The sequence below is a fragment of the Lewinella sp. genome (assembly GCF_050633125.1).
In the GTDB taxonomy this organism is placed as follows: domain Bacteria; phylum Bacteroidota; class Bacteroidia; order Chitinophagales; family Saprospiraceae; genus Lewinella.
This window is the reverse complement of sequence record NZ_JBOEFX010000072.1, coordinates 1-17346: the sequence shown is the minus strand read 5'-3', so window position 1 is coordinate 17346 and position 17346 is coordinate 1. Positions and strand designations below refer to the sequence as shown.

Genomic DNA, 17346 nt, shown 5'->3' with positions numbered 1-17346 from the left:
AATTTCCCAACAAGCTCTAAGCAGTTACCAGGATGCCTTTGAACAAGGCAATCTGCAACTGGCTTGGCGACATCTCGAAAGAGCACATATACTGGGTCAGCCTTGGGCGGTAGAGCACTCGGAGGTACACTGGATTATGTTAAAGTTCGGCTTCGCTATCAAAAGCTGGAAAGAAATAAGGGGTCAGATACTTCGATTAGTATTCGGTGGGGTAAAATCTTTTGTAGGCAAAGTTCCTACAGGCAATACTGGTGGAGCTAATGTACCACCATTGCAAGTAATGGAGATACCTGCGGATTTGCGTGAAATGCTGATCCCATTTGCACCAAATCTGTAGTATCAAGAACAGCCACTACCTGCGAGATTGTTTGCTGATACGTTGTTGATTACGGAATGTTAGTAATTCCGCTCTTATGTAGCGTTTTTCCTTCATGTGATGGAATACTGTAAAATGCCCTTCACGAACCAAATGAAGGAGCACCTTAGAGCATACGCCCAAAAGGCGACAAGCCGTCCCAGTGCTCACCAAGTCATCTTCGCCAATTACCCGCTGAACCTCTTCGTTCATCGTATTAAACTCTTCCTTAATCATACCACGAAGAAGCTCTTTAAGCTCGTGCGGCGTCACCGAATGCAGGATAATATTATTGTTTTCCATCGCTATTTGTTTTAGTAAATCAAGTAATTAATCGCAATTTACTAGGCTTGACTTGCAATTACAAATTACTCAAAATCAGTGAACTAAATCTTCTTTGGCGCCAAATGATACCATCTGAAACCATTTAAATACAAGTAGAAAACCAAGTGAAACCAAATGGAATAATCTGGGGAAATCCGTTGACTACCTATTTTCTAAAACTTTAACACTTTTTAACATTTTAAAAGCTTCATCTTCTGGAAATCTGCACTAAAATGCGAAAGCCCCTCCAAAACGGAGAGGCTTCCAATTATATATCCAAGTTCAATTCTTCTTCTAGTAAAAGATGTCTCAGTAGCCGCACCATCATAAATCGCTTATGATTCTCAGCTACTGATTTGAGGACGGTCTGATGAGGTTGTTTACCCTCGGCCTCTCGTTTCCGATTTTTCTCAACGGAGGCATCATACCGTTCCCGAAACCGTTTTTCCAAGCGGTCAAGATTATGACCGAGAAACGGGTCTTCACTATCTAGTAGAACACCGTAAAAGGTGGCACTTTTCCGCCCTTCCCCATTTATGGAAAAGGGCGGTTCTCCTTTCCCCGCAAATGCTCGTTTAATTCTTTGAGTAAATCTGTAACGGGATTATCATTAGGTTCAGGTTCTAAGTCAATTACTTCCTTTGGCTCTTCTTTAGCTCGTGATAATGCTTGGGGCAATGTCCCTCCTTCTAGCTCAGCGATAAAATGCTTCAGCTCTGCTTTGGCGATATAGAAATCTTTGACCTCCTGCCATCGCTCTTTGTTAGAGAATAGCTCCATCTGTGTCGCCAGAATAGTTTCTCGTAAGATCATAATTTCAATCACCCAGCCAATCAGCATCAGCGTAGAAACCGAGACTATCCAACTATAGCCATAAGGGAGTAGTACTAGCACCGCTTCAATTAAAGAAAGCACCAGTAAAGCAGATGCCGCAATGATCCCAAAAGAGAGCTTGTTTTGTATCTGTGCTGGATTAAGCTGAAAGAAGAACACCAGCGTCCCCCTTCCCGCTTGTATCGCCAATGGCACCAGAAAGGCCGCTACCATAAACCCAATATTGGGCGCATTCTGCGCGTGGAAGATGCCCATGATGATGGCCGAGATTAAGTAAGTAGCAATCAACAGGCTGAAACTAAGCTTGGGAAGGATAGCGCGTAATCGCTTTATCGACTTCCCGAAATCGTTATTTATAAGTGTGTTTTGCATGATTTTTTCTTTTCAAGAGCAATGAATAATTAAGCACCTACTACCTTCAGCACAGAAGCCGATCCAGGATGCTTTCCCCGCTGTTCCATAATATTTAATGCTATTTCTTCCGCATTCATCTCCGCATCAATACCGATGTATTCCCTGAGTTGAGTCTCCGTACTGTGACCAGTCATAGGCATGATCTGGGATAATCGGTAGCCTTCTCTATAAAGGTTGGTAGCAAAGCTTCTCCGACAGCAATGAGAAGACACCAAGCGGTACTTTTTTACGTAAGATTTCTCCACTCGTGCTTTGCGTCCCATATACTGTTCCACTTTAAGTATCTCAGCATCAAAACCAGCCCGTCGGCATAGCTCTTTCATACCTTCATTAAACTTCTGCATCGACATTTCGGGAGTGGTATAATCATTCCGCTCCAATACGGGGATTAACCACGGGAAGATATTCAGTGGAACCTTGGTAGGCGTATTGGTCTTGTTAGAGATCAAGGAAAGAAGCGGAATGCCCGATAACGTCCGATAGAAGTTATTGGGCGTAAAGCGCGAAAAATCACCAAACCGCTGACCAGTACCCGCACCTATCAGGCACATATCACGAATCTTGGCTAAATGCCCCGTCAATTCCATATCCGCCAAAGTCTGTAGTTCCGTCGTGGTTAGGATAACCATTTCACCTTTGGCTCTTTTGGGAGTAACCGTCCACCCTACTCCTTGGTAATTTATATTGGTATGGAGTCGCTTTCTGCGGGCACGCTCCATGAACTGCCGGAAAGTTTTCAGGGTCTTATTGCCATAAGCCAACTGGACGCCTTTTTCGGTCAACCAGTCGATCATCTCTATTCGGAGGTTCCAGTCTACATCTTCATAAGAGAAGCCCTTCCCTCCATTATACTGCGCCGCAAAAGCTTTGATGTTATTGATGTTCTGGCGAAACATCTTGAGCGTGTTCTTTTTCATTCCGCCAGCCTTCATATCTTCTAGCTCCTCGTCGAGGAAGTCGATAAAAGAAGAGCTGGCGTCACGCTCGGTCGGGTCGACCTTTCTGGTCTTGATGTCTAGCTGCTTTTTAAAATCAGCAACGGAGATAGCACCATAATCATGTTCAATGAAAATGCTGGTGCAGTAACGAGCCAGATCATCAAGGAAACGTTGAATAGCAAACAAGTCCTTGCGCCGCTCCTGGTTAATCGGTCGCTGTGTTTTGGCATCCCAATCTTTGGGGTGAATAGAAAAGCCCGTTGAGTACACCATGCGTTCCCCCGATAGCGATAAACCAGCGAAATGAGTGTCTCAGCATCTCCTTTTGGCAAGCGGAGATTAAACTTTGGAATAGGTAACTTTGCCATAGTTATTGATTGTGATTACGAAAATAGTTTCCGCTTTCCACGTCTACAGCGTTGTCGGAATAGTTGTCGGGAGTGTTCCCGCATCTTCCGATTCAAGACAAAATTTCTTTTCGATAATATTTAAAAACCCTTGTTTTTACTGGGTTTTACCCGAATACGCAGGAAAACTGAAGCGTTTGGAGTTTCCTGCTGGGATCACAAGCAAAAGACCACAAGTAACTATTTATCAGTCGCTTGCGGTCTTTTTTTGTTTATATCAGGTGTCAGTAGTAGGTGTCAGTTTCTACTCAGAAACTCCCAAAAGCCCTTTTGTGTCAACTTCAAAAAGGTATTTAGTTTCGATCTTGCCTCCCCCACTGACCTATATCTTAATTTTCGTCTTTCTGGCTCCTTCGAGTAAACAACCCAATAAGGCACTATTCCTTATCTTCCCGCCTGAACCTACACTCCTACACCATGCATCCTTACGAATCCCTTTACCAACAGCTGGCTATTCGTCTCCAGTGCTGTCATTCATTGCTGCTGTTAGGCCTCTTTGGTATCCTGTGTTTTCCACTTCAGGCACAACAGACAGACTACTTTGATGGGCCCTATATTTTTCAGCAAACAGATAGTTTACAGTTAAAATGGATTGAACGTGGAGTCCCTCACGATACGACTATTGCGAGCGCCGATGCTACTTTCTTCCAGAGAGACAGTCTTCCTCTTGTGAATTTGCAGCGGCTTTCCTTTCCTACAGCGAAGGCGAGTACTTATACGGGAATCGACCGTATTATTGCGATCAGTGATGTACACGGCCAGTACCAGTTGATGAGAGAACTACTAATGAGCAGCGGAGTTATCGACACGGCCAATAATTGGGCCTTGGGTGATGGGCACCTCGTTGTCATTGGAGACAATTTCGACCGGGGCGATGAAGTATTACCGATTCTATGGTTGCTTTTCGAGTTGGAGCAACAGGCCCTCGCCAATGGCGGCCATTTGCACCTCCTGCTGGGTAACCATGAGTTGATGGTTTTACACGGCGACATTCGTTATTTACACAAAAAATATAACTATACGGCTGGAGCTCTACAGACACCTTACCCCGAGCTATTTGCCCGTGGTAGTGTTCTTGGCGATTGGATAGCACAACACCAGGTCGCTGTCTCCATCAATGAGCACCTCTTCGTACATGCTGGTATTTCGCCTGAAGTATTGAAATTAGATCTATCACTGGAAGCACTCAATGCGACTTTTCGCGAACGTATCCTGCGCCAGCCTGATGATTCTATCGCTGCCGACCCCGTTCTAGATTTACTCTACGGAGGGGAAGGCCCGCTTTGGTACCGAGGTTATTTTGGTGAGGAGGCCATCTCAAAAGGTAAATTTAAGAAGCAACTCAAGGCGTACAACCAAGAAAAAATAATCGTAGGGCATACCAGCCAAGAAGACATCCACCCTCTATACAGCGGCAAACTCATTGTTATAGACTGTAGCATAAAACTGGGCGTGCGAGGCCAAGTGCTATTAATCGAAAATGATGCGGTTTACATCATTGATCAAGATGGCGAGCAGCTGCCTATAGTGCTAAAAAAACGTACGCCTACAACCAGTATTCAGGAAGTACTCATGGCGAGTAACTCACGGCCCCAATTCACTATTGAAACTGACTTCCAACAACTTCTTAAAAGTAAAATGGAAGAAGAATACCAGCCTGCCGAAATTTCTCTTCGCACCACCGACTTCGCTTATACACTCCACGGGCGTATACGTACGCGTGGAAATATGCGCAAACAAGCTTGCGAGCTCCCTCCTCTCCTGATTGATTTACGTAAATCTGATCTTGATTCGCTCAAATACATCCGCCACGACAAACTCAAACTCGTCATTCCGTGCCAAGAGAGTAGCTCCTATCAAACTAATCTGTACAAGGAATTTTTGATCTATGACCTTTATCAGTTGATCAATGACCATGGCATACAAACGCAATTGGTAGATGTCGAAATTATCGATGCTAGGGATCAACGCCAACTCACGGGCTTTCTTATTGAAACCGAACGCGACTATGAACACCGAACAGGCGCGCAAGTTCTCCAGACGGGACGGGTTACCTCCTCTGTACTCGACCGCGAATATTTTGTTCGGATGCAGTTTTTCCAGTACATGATTGCCAACTGCGATTGGGCCCTTACGGGCAAACACAACCTTGAACTTGTCAAATTTCCAAACAAAGAACGAGCTGAAGTCATTGCTTATGACTTCGACTATTCTGGCTTCGTGGGAAACGGTTATGCCGTTCCGGCTCCTTCACTGCCCATAAAAAGTGTACATGAACGCTACTTCTTCTCCTATCCTACTACCGATGAAGAAATAGATCAAACTATTACCTATTTTCTGGAGCAAGAAGCAGAAATTTACGCCACCTGTGCTGCTGCCGATTATCTCAGCGTTAAGGACAGAGAGAAGTGTCAGGATTACCTGCGTTCTTTCTTTGATCTACTCCGTAATCCTAAGAAGTTTAAACGGAGGATTGGGAGGTAGACATTTAAGTTTGTACATAATAAAACCCACTCAACATGAAAAAGACAATCATTGCGACCCTCTTGTGCTGCTTCACAGCATTAGGCATCGCCCAGCAGGCTATTGAAATAACAGACCAGACCCTGAAAATAAGTGGCGAAGAATACCTCTACTTCGGGTTTACAGCCGGAGATGAGGTTATTTTCTCTTTGGAGGAAGTCAATGGCAAGGAACTAAAAGAGGTTGAAATACTACGCTATCCTGATCAGGTTGTTTACGCCAACCTTCAGGTGGGTATGCTGGAGAAGCGACTTCGAATTACGGAGGAGGGTGTCTACCAATTCCGGCTAAAACACAGCGGTTTTGGGAGCCGCATCTGTCGTGTTTCGATAGGTAGAATCCCCGCTCCGGGCAAGGCCAGTTTCAACACCGCTGTAACATGGGTCGAACGATCAACTACCGAAGCAGCGATCATTGGCTACGAGACCAAACAGGTCGCATGTAGTCGCCGAGTTGTAGCTGCCATCGACACCACCATTGAGACCATCCTCAACCGTACAGAGCGGGTACATTCTTCCACCAACCTAAATGGCAATACAACTAGCATTGGCTTCTCGATTCCAGAAACGGTCTACGAGCCCAATATCCATGTACCCGACAAGATCACCGAAACCGTTTCCTGGGCCTATGCCATCTCTACGGGAACTTCTGGTGACGCCTGGTACAAAAACGCCAACACCAAGGCTGCTGCCACTAATGTGACCAAAACCATGATTTCTACAGGACTCCTGTCTACTGGTTACGGTGCGCTCGCCATTTTGGCTATCGAGGGGGTCAGCATGTTTTCGTCTCCGCCGGGGGGGGGCGACAACGTGCTCTTTGGAATCACCCATGCCGCCGACGGCAGTGCGCCCACTATCGCCGAGGGGAATAGCGTGGCTGCCTTTGGCAAGGTAACCCAATACCGAGGGGGCAACTACACCCTGCAACTCACCAACGACAATATCATCGAAGCCATCAACGTAGATGTGAAGGTCATTGCCGTTATCATCACCACCACTTATCAGGATGAAGAATACGAAGAGACGCAGTTTATTCCGATTAAGGAACAGCCGACGGTGAAGCCGGAGAAGGTGCTGGTGCCGGTGATTGGGGGGTGAGGTTTAGGCTATAAAGAATTGCCCTCATCATAAAAAAGGACAATTAAAAAACATCAAGCTGTCTAATATTGGCAAACAACCTGATTCAGGACAATGTCTTCTAACAAGGTATGTATACGTCGAATATTACACCAGCTAGCAATTGAATATTAAACCTTATAAAAGAGTTGAATCAAAACCTGACGAAAACCCATTATTTTTCCTATCTTAATGTTTAAATCAACAATGGTTATCATTCTATTTTCCTAGTACCTCGTCCCCATCTTTTGTGCTAGTGGATAATCATTAAATATTATCAATTACAATTCACTGTAATTTCAACAGAAACTGGCCTGTTGAAATGTAGAACTGTATTTACCTAAATACGTACTGTATGGTCAATTCTAGAGGGGAAAAAAGCATTTATCGCCGGGTAATCGGATTTGCGACAATACTTTCATTACTATACCTTCTATTTTTACTAATAACCGGGCTTAAGGGGGTTTTAAGTATGGATTTTCATATCCCTAACTTAGCTACAGTAGTAAGTATTGTCCTGTTATTTGGCATAATAACCTTATGGGTATTCAAGATCTCCCCACCAAACACCAAACAGCAAAGTTCAACTACCATCAAAGGTGAGCGCCCAACCACTCCCCTATCTCTTCCTTCTAAGGAACCCCCAATTCATCAATTTTCAAGCCGTATCAAAGAAGTATGGATAGAGTTGTACAACTACCGTTTTTACCACAGCCCATTCAGTAAAGATGTTAAAGCGAAACACAACTTCCTCGGTCGCAAAACTGCCAAAGAACGTATCGTTACGCTACTTAGAGAGAGCGTTACCAGCTCAGGCGCTTATTTGGTTACCGGATTCCGGGGAATGGGGAAAACAAGTTTAGTTCGGCTTGCTATTAAAGAGTATAACGATAGTGTAAAAACGGAGTTAATTCAGACCCCCATCAGGTCTAAAGGTGAGACAACTTACCGCTTAGTCAGTTATGCAAGCATCTCCCTTGCGGGAATTTTATTGGTGTTATTATGTACAGGCACCCCTTCTATTAATTTCTCCCCTATTCTCCATACAGGTCCCTATGTATTTGAGTTAATATGTGGCTGCCTATTCCTGTTGCTTTTCTTAGCATTGGCCTCAAACGATGTTGCCGTTAAAGGCCTGGGGGTAGCAAGCAGCCTAATCTTTGTCACGTGGGTGGTTACCATGATTCCCCCTGATCGTTTTATTGAACCTCTTTTTACGGAGGATGCATCTTGGTTACTTATTGTACTCTTTTCAATAACATCCTTATACCTTTTCTTGTTAAGTGCCCGGTTTCTTTATGATTTATTTCGCCTGACAAAAAACCATTACCATCCTGCCCCCACTAAAGAAAGTGAATATCAATCCTTTGAGATCAACCTTTCTCAAGATGAAATTGGAGAACAAAGTATTCTTAAACGACTCACCCAGGAGCTGTCTCGATATTGGCAAGAAGAGCTAGAGGAAGAAGATTTTCACCATTTCATAAGTCCTATCTACGCTCCTATTCATTGGTTACTTAATTTTTTGGGCTTTACAGCGAAAGGCATTTCCTATCGTACCATTCGCTCTCGCCTGAGTTTGCTCGAACAGCGATTATCCGCAGAAGTAACCGCCCAAGAAAACACGACCATCAATCCTAGTTTTGCTACGCGCACCGGGCTCGGGCTTGCCAAGGTCGTATTACCTTCCTTTGATTATTCAAAACGTAACCAAACGACCTTTCCTGTTGCCTCTGCAAAGGAAGTTGAAGACAACCTCATCCATATTTTTAAAGATATTGAGGTTTTTAGAAAGGAAAACACTTCGATTCCGCGATTTTTATTCATTATTGATGAGTTGGATAAAATTGAACCCAATTCAAGCACAACCATTACAGACCGTGAATCATCCGATCCTATTTTTGACAGAGACACCAGCATCCGCGGCGGTAATCGGGTTCGCGAACGACAGGAAGCTATAGCAAGTTTACTCGCTAACCTCAAGGGGTTCCTGAACGTTGTTCGTGCTAAATTCATCTTTATTGGTGGTCGTGAAATGTACGATGCCTCGCTGGCAGATATTGCGGACCGTGATTCCTTCTATAGTAGTATTTTCAACGATGTCATTTACGTCAGCAGCTTTTTTAAAGATAAAAACGAAGCTCGGGCTGGCGTTACACAAATGACGGTTGCCTACCTTACGCAATTGCTCTTACCTTCTCATTTAGTAGAAGAAAAAGGTGCTAATTTCCAAACAATAGCCAGCGAAATTCAACCGCCTGCACTCAACAAGAATCTTCGATTTAAACTCCACTACGGCGGAAGAATATCGCGTAACCAAAGTACTCAACCAGCAACAGGTAATTCCGTGTTCAACCAAATGGTTTACCCACCAGGTTTTTCACAACAAGCGTCTTCGGATGTAGATGATCATTTATTTGAACTAGCCAAAGCCAAAGTGATCGCTATTCTACAGAACTATGCCATTTATCTTACCTACCGCAGTAATGGAACCCCCAAAAAACTCATCTCATTAATTGAGCGAAATATCCGTCAGGAATCCGATTTTAAAGAGCTCGGAGACCTACTGGTCCTTACCCAGAATTACACTCCGATAGAAAGTACTAATCAGCGAATGTTTTTGCGGCTCAAATTCGATTTCCAATACGAGGTTGGGCTTACTGCTAATCTTTACCGACCGTTTATCATCACCAACAGTCGCTACCTCAAAGCACTGGGAGATAAACTATTGTTTTCTTCTGCCTTCATTTTCGATCACATCCTGAAGTTTCACCCTTTTGGCTTTTCCTGGCGTAACCTGGAACTCATCCCTGAGGTTATTCTAATTAACAAAGAGCCCAATTTGCGACAGTTCATTGAATCGTTGATCAGGTTTCTTTCCAAGCAATACATTCGCCCAACGGTAAGCGGTATTTTCCAATACAAATTTTTCAGCAAAACGGCTATTGAACTAGGGTTGGTCTCTCGTATTTCTGACCTGGGAGCAGCAGCATTTAACTTCACCCTTGATGAATCCCTGCAAATTAAACGCTACTATAAGCGCAAGTTGTCTGAGTTACAAGAAAAATACCGTAGAAAAGGCCAGATAGAAGACCGATTCATCAACGCTATTGCCTTTATTCAAACAATTCTTGGCGACTTGCATTACTATGATAAAGAATATGATGATGCGCTGATTTACTACACCGAATCTATCCAGTACTTACGCGTCAATGATAAAGAAGATAAACTCACCAAGCACGAATTCTTGATTTGGCTACGCAATAAGTTAAAAGCAGGGCTGACGCTGGAGAAAATGCGGGCTTTTGATTCTGTTTTCTCTTACTATCGAACCTTGATTATTGAAGCCCCCATCTACTTAAAAAATATTACTCCAAAAGAACAGGAACTCCCTCATACAGCATACAGGAGCTTACAACTATTAACTAAACCACTGGTTGCTTGGTTAGCAGCTATTGAGAAGCAACGCTTTGATGGAATTACAGCCGCCAACCTCGAAGAAAGGCATGCTGATATCGTTAGTCTTTTAATGCTGAATGGGAGTAATAAAACGTCCTATTTCGATCCACAAAGACAAGCCTTCCTTTACGGCGACTACTTAAACAATGTAGGGAGCATTCTTTTTTATAAAAACAAATACTTTGCATATTTACTGAAAGGAGAAGAGTTTGTAAGTAATGTACCCCGAAAAGAGATACGAGAAGAGTTGCGTAAAAACACGCCAAATCACAATATAGATGAGACATTTTTCACCAGCTCACAAGCCGCTTATCTTCACTACCTCAAGTCTTTGAAGCAGTTGCTATGCCATTTTGATAAAGAACCCGATCTGCTTTCACAAGCGACTACCTTACTTTCTTCTGACCAGGCTCACGTTATTAGCGCTGAGAAAAGCTACTACGTTGCTAATGTAATCGCTAAAATTGGTGATACCATACTCGCCACAAGCTATCAACCTGAGGCGACGGATCAAACGTTTAGTATAACAGACTACGCATCTTTACTTGCTACCCCTTTTTCTACTAAATTCCTTAACCAACTAAAAAAAGACCTCGCTATCTACCAAAATGCTTTCTCGCCAGCTTTGGCCATGCGTGTTTATCTACTTGCCTATGCATATTTTATTAAAGCAGGTCGATCTCATTCAGCAGCCTTCCAATTAAAAAAGATATTATTCTGTCTCCGGGATATTGGCTCCGCATTAAAACCGGAAACTTTCAAAACACATAAAAGTGTAAATCTACGAATGAGCCAGCTAGAAAGCATCGCTTTACAAGCCTTTCGCCTTATTTCTGGAACAGGAGAAGTCGCCAACCGTCCTCAAATTTTGAAATACCAAGAGATTCTCAACATAGCAACCCATGGGAAGGATAACTTTAACCACGAAGAAGAAGAAACGAACCAACGAACTATCATCTATAACTTACTAACCACATCTTCAGAGACAAGAGAGGTTATCGTTACCGTAGAAGAAATTCGATTGCGTTTATTCAAGCGCTGTCGAGGTGTTTTTGAAAAATCTATCCCCAAAAACCTATCTACTTTCCTCGGGTTCTCCAATCAATTCATTTCACCTTACAGTATGATCAATAGTCGGTTTTTGCGGCTTTTAGAGTTAAAATACCGTTGCGAAGTGTTGTATTGCTATTTAAAAGATGTTCTTCAGCTTCCTTCTATCTTTGAAGCAATGGAACCCCAAAAGGGTCAAAAAAAGTTTATTGACCTCATCAAAACCAAACTACAAGACGATAAAATCACTAAACATATTCGCCGACTTATCCCAGCGGAAATGGGCCAATTACTCACTTATGAAGAGCTGTTCATTTTTATTATTACGGAAGGAATTTTTTGCACCCGTGAAATCATCAGGACTATTAACCTCTTTTCCCCAGGCTATATCATTAACTACTCCTTCTTAGCTGATAATCATCGTAGAATGAGTTTATGGTGTCAAGCATACGAAAACCTAAAAGTGATTTTGAAGGAAGATGGAAAAGAACAATTAAGAAACCGTCTCCAATACATTATTGGCAATAATGCCATCTCTTTTCTTGAACCTAATTACCAAAGGGAGTTGGCACTACATAATTTCACAAAAGCTATTGAAATGCATACCGAGGGTCGGCTTTACAAGGGCTATGTATTAAATACTTACGCACTCGAAGATGATTTCAATGATAATTTTTCTCATTTCTGTGCAGCATTAGAGCGTTACCGATTGAACAATGGATCTATTGGAACAAAGGTTAAAAAATTGAAAGAAGAATTGAAAGACTCTAAGCTTTATGAGTACCGTTCTTATTTCCCGTTGCGTAGGAGCTAGAAGGTTGCTCCGTAAAGGCTTCTACCCCTCCCACAACACCACATCCGCCGGCGACAACTTCCAATCCAGCAACTCCCCCGGCTTTACCCACTCGTAGGCATCGTGGTCCATGAGGGTAAAGCTACTGCGCTTGAACGTGCAGCAATAGGCGATCAGTTCAATAGAAAAGTCAGGATAATCGTAGCGCGAAGTGCCAAAGTAACGATCAATTGTCACCTCCATGGCCAACTCCTCGTGGAGCTCGCGCTGTAGTGCCGCTTCCGGGGCTTCGCCAGCTTCTACTTTGCCGCCAGGGAATTCCCAATAGCCGCCCAGCGATTTTTCCGGCTTCCTCCGACAAAGGAAAATCTTGCCCTCTTTGTATATAATTCCGCAAACTACTTTGATCATATCTTACCCCTCGAGTTTCTCCAACCCTATCTCCGCTATCCTCAAATTCACGTAAGTAGTAATGTCCTCCGTCTCCTCTTTTAGCTTTCGCTTAATCTTGAGGGAGATCATACCGTCTTTAGCGCCAGGAAACTGAGACAAGATCCGTAAACGCTTGAGTTTAAGTTCCAGCCGCGACTTAAAAAGGGTACGAACATACGTCAGCTTCGACAAGTCAGAATAGGCAATTTTCAGTTGCTTAGGGCCAGACTTCAATGCACCCAAAAAGCTATCCTTAATCTCAAACTCCAATTCCAGGTGATCGCGCTCAACGTGCAACATACCGCTTACCTCGGCGAAACCATGGTAGGCGCCATCTGTCTTGAAAGGTAAAGTCTTTTCGAAAGGTTGCATCATAATAATAGTACTCGGCAATTAAGAGCGTGGATAAACCTTAAAGGTAAGAAAAGTAGACTAGTTGCGATACCAACCGGCAATCAGGCGTTGGGCATTGGCGACTGCCGTGGTTGCGGGTAGTTTCCTTTTTTCACTACCCCTTACTTGGGGGTTCTTGAATTCCTTCATCCGTTCGGCAAAACCGCCATCAAACTCAGGATGACACAATTCCTCCTCATAAAAACGCCGCGTGAGTGCGATGATCTCTTCGTCGTCGAAAATGACCACTTCGATCGTTAAAAAGCCACAGAACTCCGGATCACAAAGGTTTACTTTGTCCTCTTGGTGATTCAGGTAATAGGTCATTACGTCCCGGTAAGCCCCCTTAACTTCTTCCCACCTAGCGTCATCGTGTACAGCTATTTGATTAAGCGTAGCCGCTACCGCAAGTCTGGCAAAAACGTGTAGATTGGGCTCCTGTAGAAAATCTACCAAGTCGGAAACGCGCCGTTTTCCCGCAGGATAAAGAAAACGCCAGTACTCCTCGGTAATAAAATCCCCGTACCAATCATCCAGAAAAACCCTGCCCTGTCTAAGGTGGTCCAACAGGATTTCCAAACAAGCATCCTCCTCCAATTCCATCAACAACAGAATTGCTGACATTGGAAAATCTATCTCGTATTCTTCCATCTGATCTTGCCAGTAGGGATAGCGACGAATGGCGTCCTTCAGCATCGTTTGTAAATCAGCGACCAAAGTCTCGCGTGGAAGCTGTAAGATCGCAGGAAAATGTTCCTCTGCTTCGTCCAGCGACTGCTCGGTAAGCTTCGCCACTTCCGGATGTTTATACGCTGGGGCTACGGTAGTCGCTAAAGACGTATCATATTCTCGTTCTTCGTAGATACTGGAATCCTCACTTCCTCCCGAAGGAAAGGCCAAATGCACTTGCAATTGGTAGCCTATCCACTCCATCAACTCGTGGTCCTTACCCAGTAGTTCCCGTAACATCGGCATCCTTGAAGTGACGGCTGGAATTTGTTCGGTCGCAAAAAAGTACCGCATTACCACCTGCATATAAGGCACAAATTCATTATAGTGAAAAACCCTGCGGTCGGGATACAGCGACTGCAAGTCCAGGGCCTCTCCCAGTACGGAAGGCACCTCATCGTACTCTTGCTTAGTAATGTATTCGTTGGCCAGGTTGATCTTGGCCATCAAGTAATCGGGAAATTTCTGGACGATCTTTTTATTGATCTCAACCGCTTTCTTATGATTCCCAAGCTGCTCGTAGTAAACCGAAAGGTAATTCTGCAAAGCAGGCACCCGAGGATATTTCTTAATCAACTTGATCAAACGCGGCAGCACCTTTGGGTTGCTCCGCTGTACCAGCTTATGACAGCTGCTCAGCGTCTGGGCAACTTCCGGAGAATAGTGATAAGCATGATCTGCTTCGTCGGGATCACCCGTTAAAGCGTAGTGGTATTGTCGGGTATTTTCTTCCATCGTAGAATTACTAGTTACCGACAAAGATAAGAAGCAATCTCCTAATAACTCCAATCCCGCTTCCATACATCTATTAAATCAAAACTGATCTTAAACGAGGTGTCAGGCTTGCGGTTGTTCGCGTCGGCTACTACGCCAAAAACACCTACCCGCAACCTCCTGCGCGTACCTACTTTAAACACCCGTTCCACACCAGCAAAAAGCTCCTGATGGCGATAGTCACCATCTTGTAGCCATAGCATACCGCCACCTACGACCGTCTTGATCCGTGTCTTCTTCAGCAACGGAATGTTGTTGATGATCGCACCGTTGAAATGGTGGATAAAGTGCAGCTCAAAGTGCAAATTGGTCGTCGTCAGCGAGGTGTCCAGCGACTGGAAAGAGTTCAATGGATTGGAATACAAGAAAGGATCGCTCTGCCGAAACTGCTTCCAGTCAATAAAGCGCAGGTCATCAGTATTTACAAACTGCCCCATCTGCGCCCGGTAATGGGTGTTACCCAATGCCCCCAGCAATACTTCTTGCTCCAAGGCTGCCTCTAGATAGTCAAAGCGAATATCACTACCCAGGGTTTTATCCCAGCCTCGGCGGTGCAGCAGGCTCAGGGTTGGCCACTTGCTGCCCAGTATCACCTTGCGGTTGGGTTCGCGCATATAACGTTGCCCAGGGGTATAGCTCAGGGTATTGGTGGAAACAAAGGCTTGGTACCGTTCAAAATCAATAATCTCATCACCATCGGTCACTACGTCTTCCAGGAAGGAACCTACTTCATAGCCAGTAATCGGGCGACGGTCATTCCACGAAAAGCTAGACGTCAAACGCAAACCGTTTACCAACTCTATTTCGTGCCCTACCCGCAATGCATCCAGCAAGGTGTAATTACTCGGACGCAGCAAATTCAAATAAGCATCGTACTGATTAATCGCCTCAAAAGAACGCCCACCACTGATCGATACACTCCCCAACCGGAAAGGATCGTAGCGAAACCACGAGCTAAAATTGCCCTGTACATCACCATTGCGGAGACCATAATCAAGGTTTCCAGAATTACTCCATATCCGGCCGCTCTGGTAGCGCTTAAAACGTGAAACATAAGGCCCTACCCGCCAGCCACCTACCGGACTAAAATCGATCATCGATGCTAGCGAACTCACATAAAGGTGCGATTCTTCCCGCCAGTTCTGAATCCCTACGCCATCCCAGGCCAGCTCCAACAGGTTGATCTTATTATACAACTGCTCTACACTGTCGCGGTAAACCGGACTATTACGTACCTCCTGAATACTATCGCGCAAGTGAATCAGCTTTGCTTCGCGTTCCGCCAGTTCCTCCGTACGCGTACCCGCCCAGTAGTCACCGTCACGCTCGTAAGCTTCGCTGGTCGTCACTGCTACTTCGTTACCAAAAAACTTGTCAGGAAAAGCATAGTTGTGCTCATAATCAGAATACCGCAAGACCGTCGATCCTTCAAAAGTTTTCCGCTTGCCTTGCTTGCTCTGGTAATAAAACGCCAGCCGATCCACCGTCCAAAGGCTATCTCCCAACACGGTGTACGATTGCTCAATCCGGAAGTTATCCCCAAACAGCAAAGTACCCACCGGCAACTCCAGCGCCAATTGCTGAATCGTCCACTCGTCTTCCACAATCCAGATCGTCCCTTTCACGGTCGAGTTACCTTCCTTGCGTGGGATCACCTTGATCTCATTCACCAATCGCCCATCCAGGTAAGTCGTCCCCAGCAGTTCATATTTATAGGAGAGGATCGCATTATTACTCAATGGCGAAATCACAGGCGCATCCGCAATGCCCGGCAAATACACCAGGTTGCGATAAAAATTGAAATCCGTTTCCGCAAAAATCGGTAAAAACAACCCGTTCGTACTCCCATAAGCTTGGTAAGCCGTCCGCTCTTCTTTATACTGGCGAGGGTACTGGTAGTTCAGCATCACCTCCATTTCTACCAGATTGAGCCCAGCCAGCAAGGCCTGGTTTTCAGCCGCCTCCGCCGCAAAGGGGTCCGCATCCGGTGCCGACAAATCTACCTCTACTTTTGGTGCTTCCTCACGCGGTGTCACCTCACTTTCTTCTACCGCCTTCAGGTACACTTTCGTCCGATAGCTATCCGCCGAACGCAGCTGCCGGTCTTTATTTTCAATCACTTTCCTGATCACCGCATACGCCGGGTCTTTATCCTTGGCCGACACCACAATCTCTTCCAGGTCAAAGCTAGAGGTCGACAGCTGTATATTCACCCAGGCGGTGTCCCCGACCAGCATCACCCGCTCCGACTTGCTCTCATAGCCCAAGCTCGAAAACACCAGATTGTATTCCCCTTCCACATCCAGGCGCATCTCATAGTTACCTTCCCCATCACTCACGGTTCCGGTCTTCAATTGCTGCACGTACACATTGGCATAAGGCAGTGGCTCCCTAAATTCGTTGATAATCCTACCCGTTATCACCTGTGCCTGCAAAGCTTGCAAGCCAATAACAACAAACAAACTTAGCAGCAGGGAAATTCTAATGGGCCGGCGAGAAAAAAAAGTTAGCATGGTCTTCGTTATTTATCACTCTTGTGACGAATACTTAACGCGCAAGGTTGTTTAAAGGATATTAAAATTATCAGAAACGCTGTTAATGTTTACTTAAATCCATGACTTCATACGCCTTTGGGGCCTCCCCCGCTTGAGGCGGGGTCGCTATGCTCCGCCCTACCTGCATTCGCAAGCAGCCCCTCCACTGCGTTCCGGGTCCAAGGGGCTGCGCAGCGCTAGTCCTTTTTGAGTTGGAAAAGTGTATCCGAAAGCATGGCTATGCCCGTTATCATACGCTGTTCGGCCTC

Annotated in this window: 11 protein-coding genes; 4 read left to right on the top strand and 7 right to left on the bottom strand. The window is 44.9% G+C overall.

The genetic code is table 11. The features are described 5' to 3' along the window. The first annotated feature begins 1 nt into the window (after position 1). The gene (locus ACRBG0_RS15645) at positions 2-337 is read left to right on the top strand and encodes a DUF3703 domain-containing protein (protein WP_431487804.1); all 336 of its coding nucleotides are present in this window, start codon (positions 2-4) and stop codon (positions 335-337) included. Between the two features lie 15 nt (positions 338-352). On the opposite strand, the gene ACRBG0_RS15640 is transcribed toward ACRBG0_RS15645, so the two are convergent. The 3 genes from ACRBG0_RS15640 to ACRBG0_RS15630 all read right to left on the bottom strand — a co-directional run bounded on the left by ACRBG0_RS15640 (position 353) and on the right by ACRBG0_RS15630 (position 3138). Continuing rightward, positions 353-658, bottom strand: a complete 306-nt coding sequence (locus ACRBG0_RS15640; protein ID WP_431487803.1) for a hypothetical protein — start codon at positions 656-658, stop codon at positions 353-355. A gap of 555 nt (positions 659-1213) precedes the next feature. Next, on the bottom strand, positions 1214-1885 hold the full coding sequence (locus tag ACRBG0_RS15635; protein WP_431487802.1) for a hypothetical protein: 672 nt from the start codon (positions 1883-1885) through the stop codon (positions 1214-1216). Positions 1886-1914: 29 nt separating this feature from the next. Then, entirely contained in the window at positions 1915-3138 is a 1224-nt protein-coding gene (locus tag ACRBG0_RS15630; RefSeq protein WP_431487801.1) for a phage integrase SAM-like domain-containing protein, read from the bottom strand. A 551-nt stretch (positions 3139-3689) separates the two neighbouring features. Between ACRBG0_RS15630 and ACRBG0_RS15625 the strand changes: the two genes are divergently transcribed. The 3 genes from ACRBG0_RS15625 to ACRBG0_RS15615 all read left to right on the top strand — a co-directional run bounded on the left by ACRBG0_RS15625 (position 3690) and on the right by ACRBG0_RS15615 (position 12236). Continuing rightward, positions 3690-5756: a metallophosphoesterase gene (locus tag ACRBG0_RS15625; protein ID WP_431487800.1), complete on the top strand. Its 2067-nt coding sequence runs from the start codon at positions 3690-3692 to the stop codon at positions 5754-5756. Positions 5757-5791: 35 nt separating this feature from the next. Continuing rightward, on the top strand, positions 5792-6895 hold the full coding sequence (locus ACRBG0_RS15620) for a hypothetical protein (RefSeq protein WP_431487799.1): 1104 nt from the start codon (positions 5792-5794) through the stop codon (positions 6893-6895). A gap of 373 nt (positions 6896-7268) precedes the next feature. After that, the gene (locus ACRBG0_RS15615; protein ID WP_431487798.1) at positions 7269-12236 is read left to right on the top strand and encodes a P-loop NTPase fold protein; all 4968 of its coding nucleotides are present in this window, start codon (positions 7269-7271) and stop codon (positions 12234-12236) included. Positions 12237-12257: 21 nt separating this feature from the next. On the opposite strand, the gene ACRBG0_RS15610 is transcribed toward ACRBG0_RS15615, so the two are convergent. From ACRBG0_RS15610 to ACRBG0_RS15595, 4 genes are read right to left on the bottom strand one after another with little or no spacing between them, the layout of a single operon-like run. Beyond that, a complete protein-coding gene (locus ACRBG0_RS15610) occupies positions 12258-12626 on the bottom strand; it encodes a (deoxy)nucleoside triphosphate pyrophosphohydrolase (RefSeq protein ID WP_431487797.1) in 369 nt (122 codons plus the stop codon). Between the two features lie 3 nt (positions 12627-12629). After that, positions 12630-13022, bottom strand: a complete 393-nt coding sequence (locus ACRBG0_RS15605; protein ID WP_431487796.1) for a hypothetical protein — start codon at positions 13020-13022, stop codon at positions 12630-12632. Between the two features lie 57 nt (positions 13023-13079). Further along, positions 13080-14570 (bottom strand): tetratricopeptide repeat protein, encoded by a 1491-nt coding sequence (locus ACRBG0_RS15600; protein WP_431487795.1) that lies wholly within the window; start codon positions 14568-14570, stop codon positions 13080-13082. After that, positions 14546-17056: a DUF5686 and carboxypeptidase regulatory-like domain-containing protein gene (locus ACRBG0_RS15595; protein ID WP_431487794.1), complete on the bottom strand. Its 2511-nt coding sequence runs from the start codon at positions 17054-17056 to the stop codon at positions 14546-14548. Before ACRBG0_RS15595 ends, ACRBG0_RS15600 begins: the two co-directional genes overlap by 25 nt. Between the last annotated feature and the right edge of the window lie 290 nt (positions 17057-17346).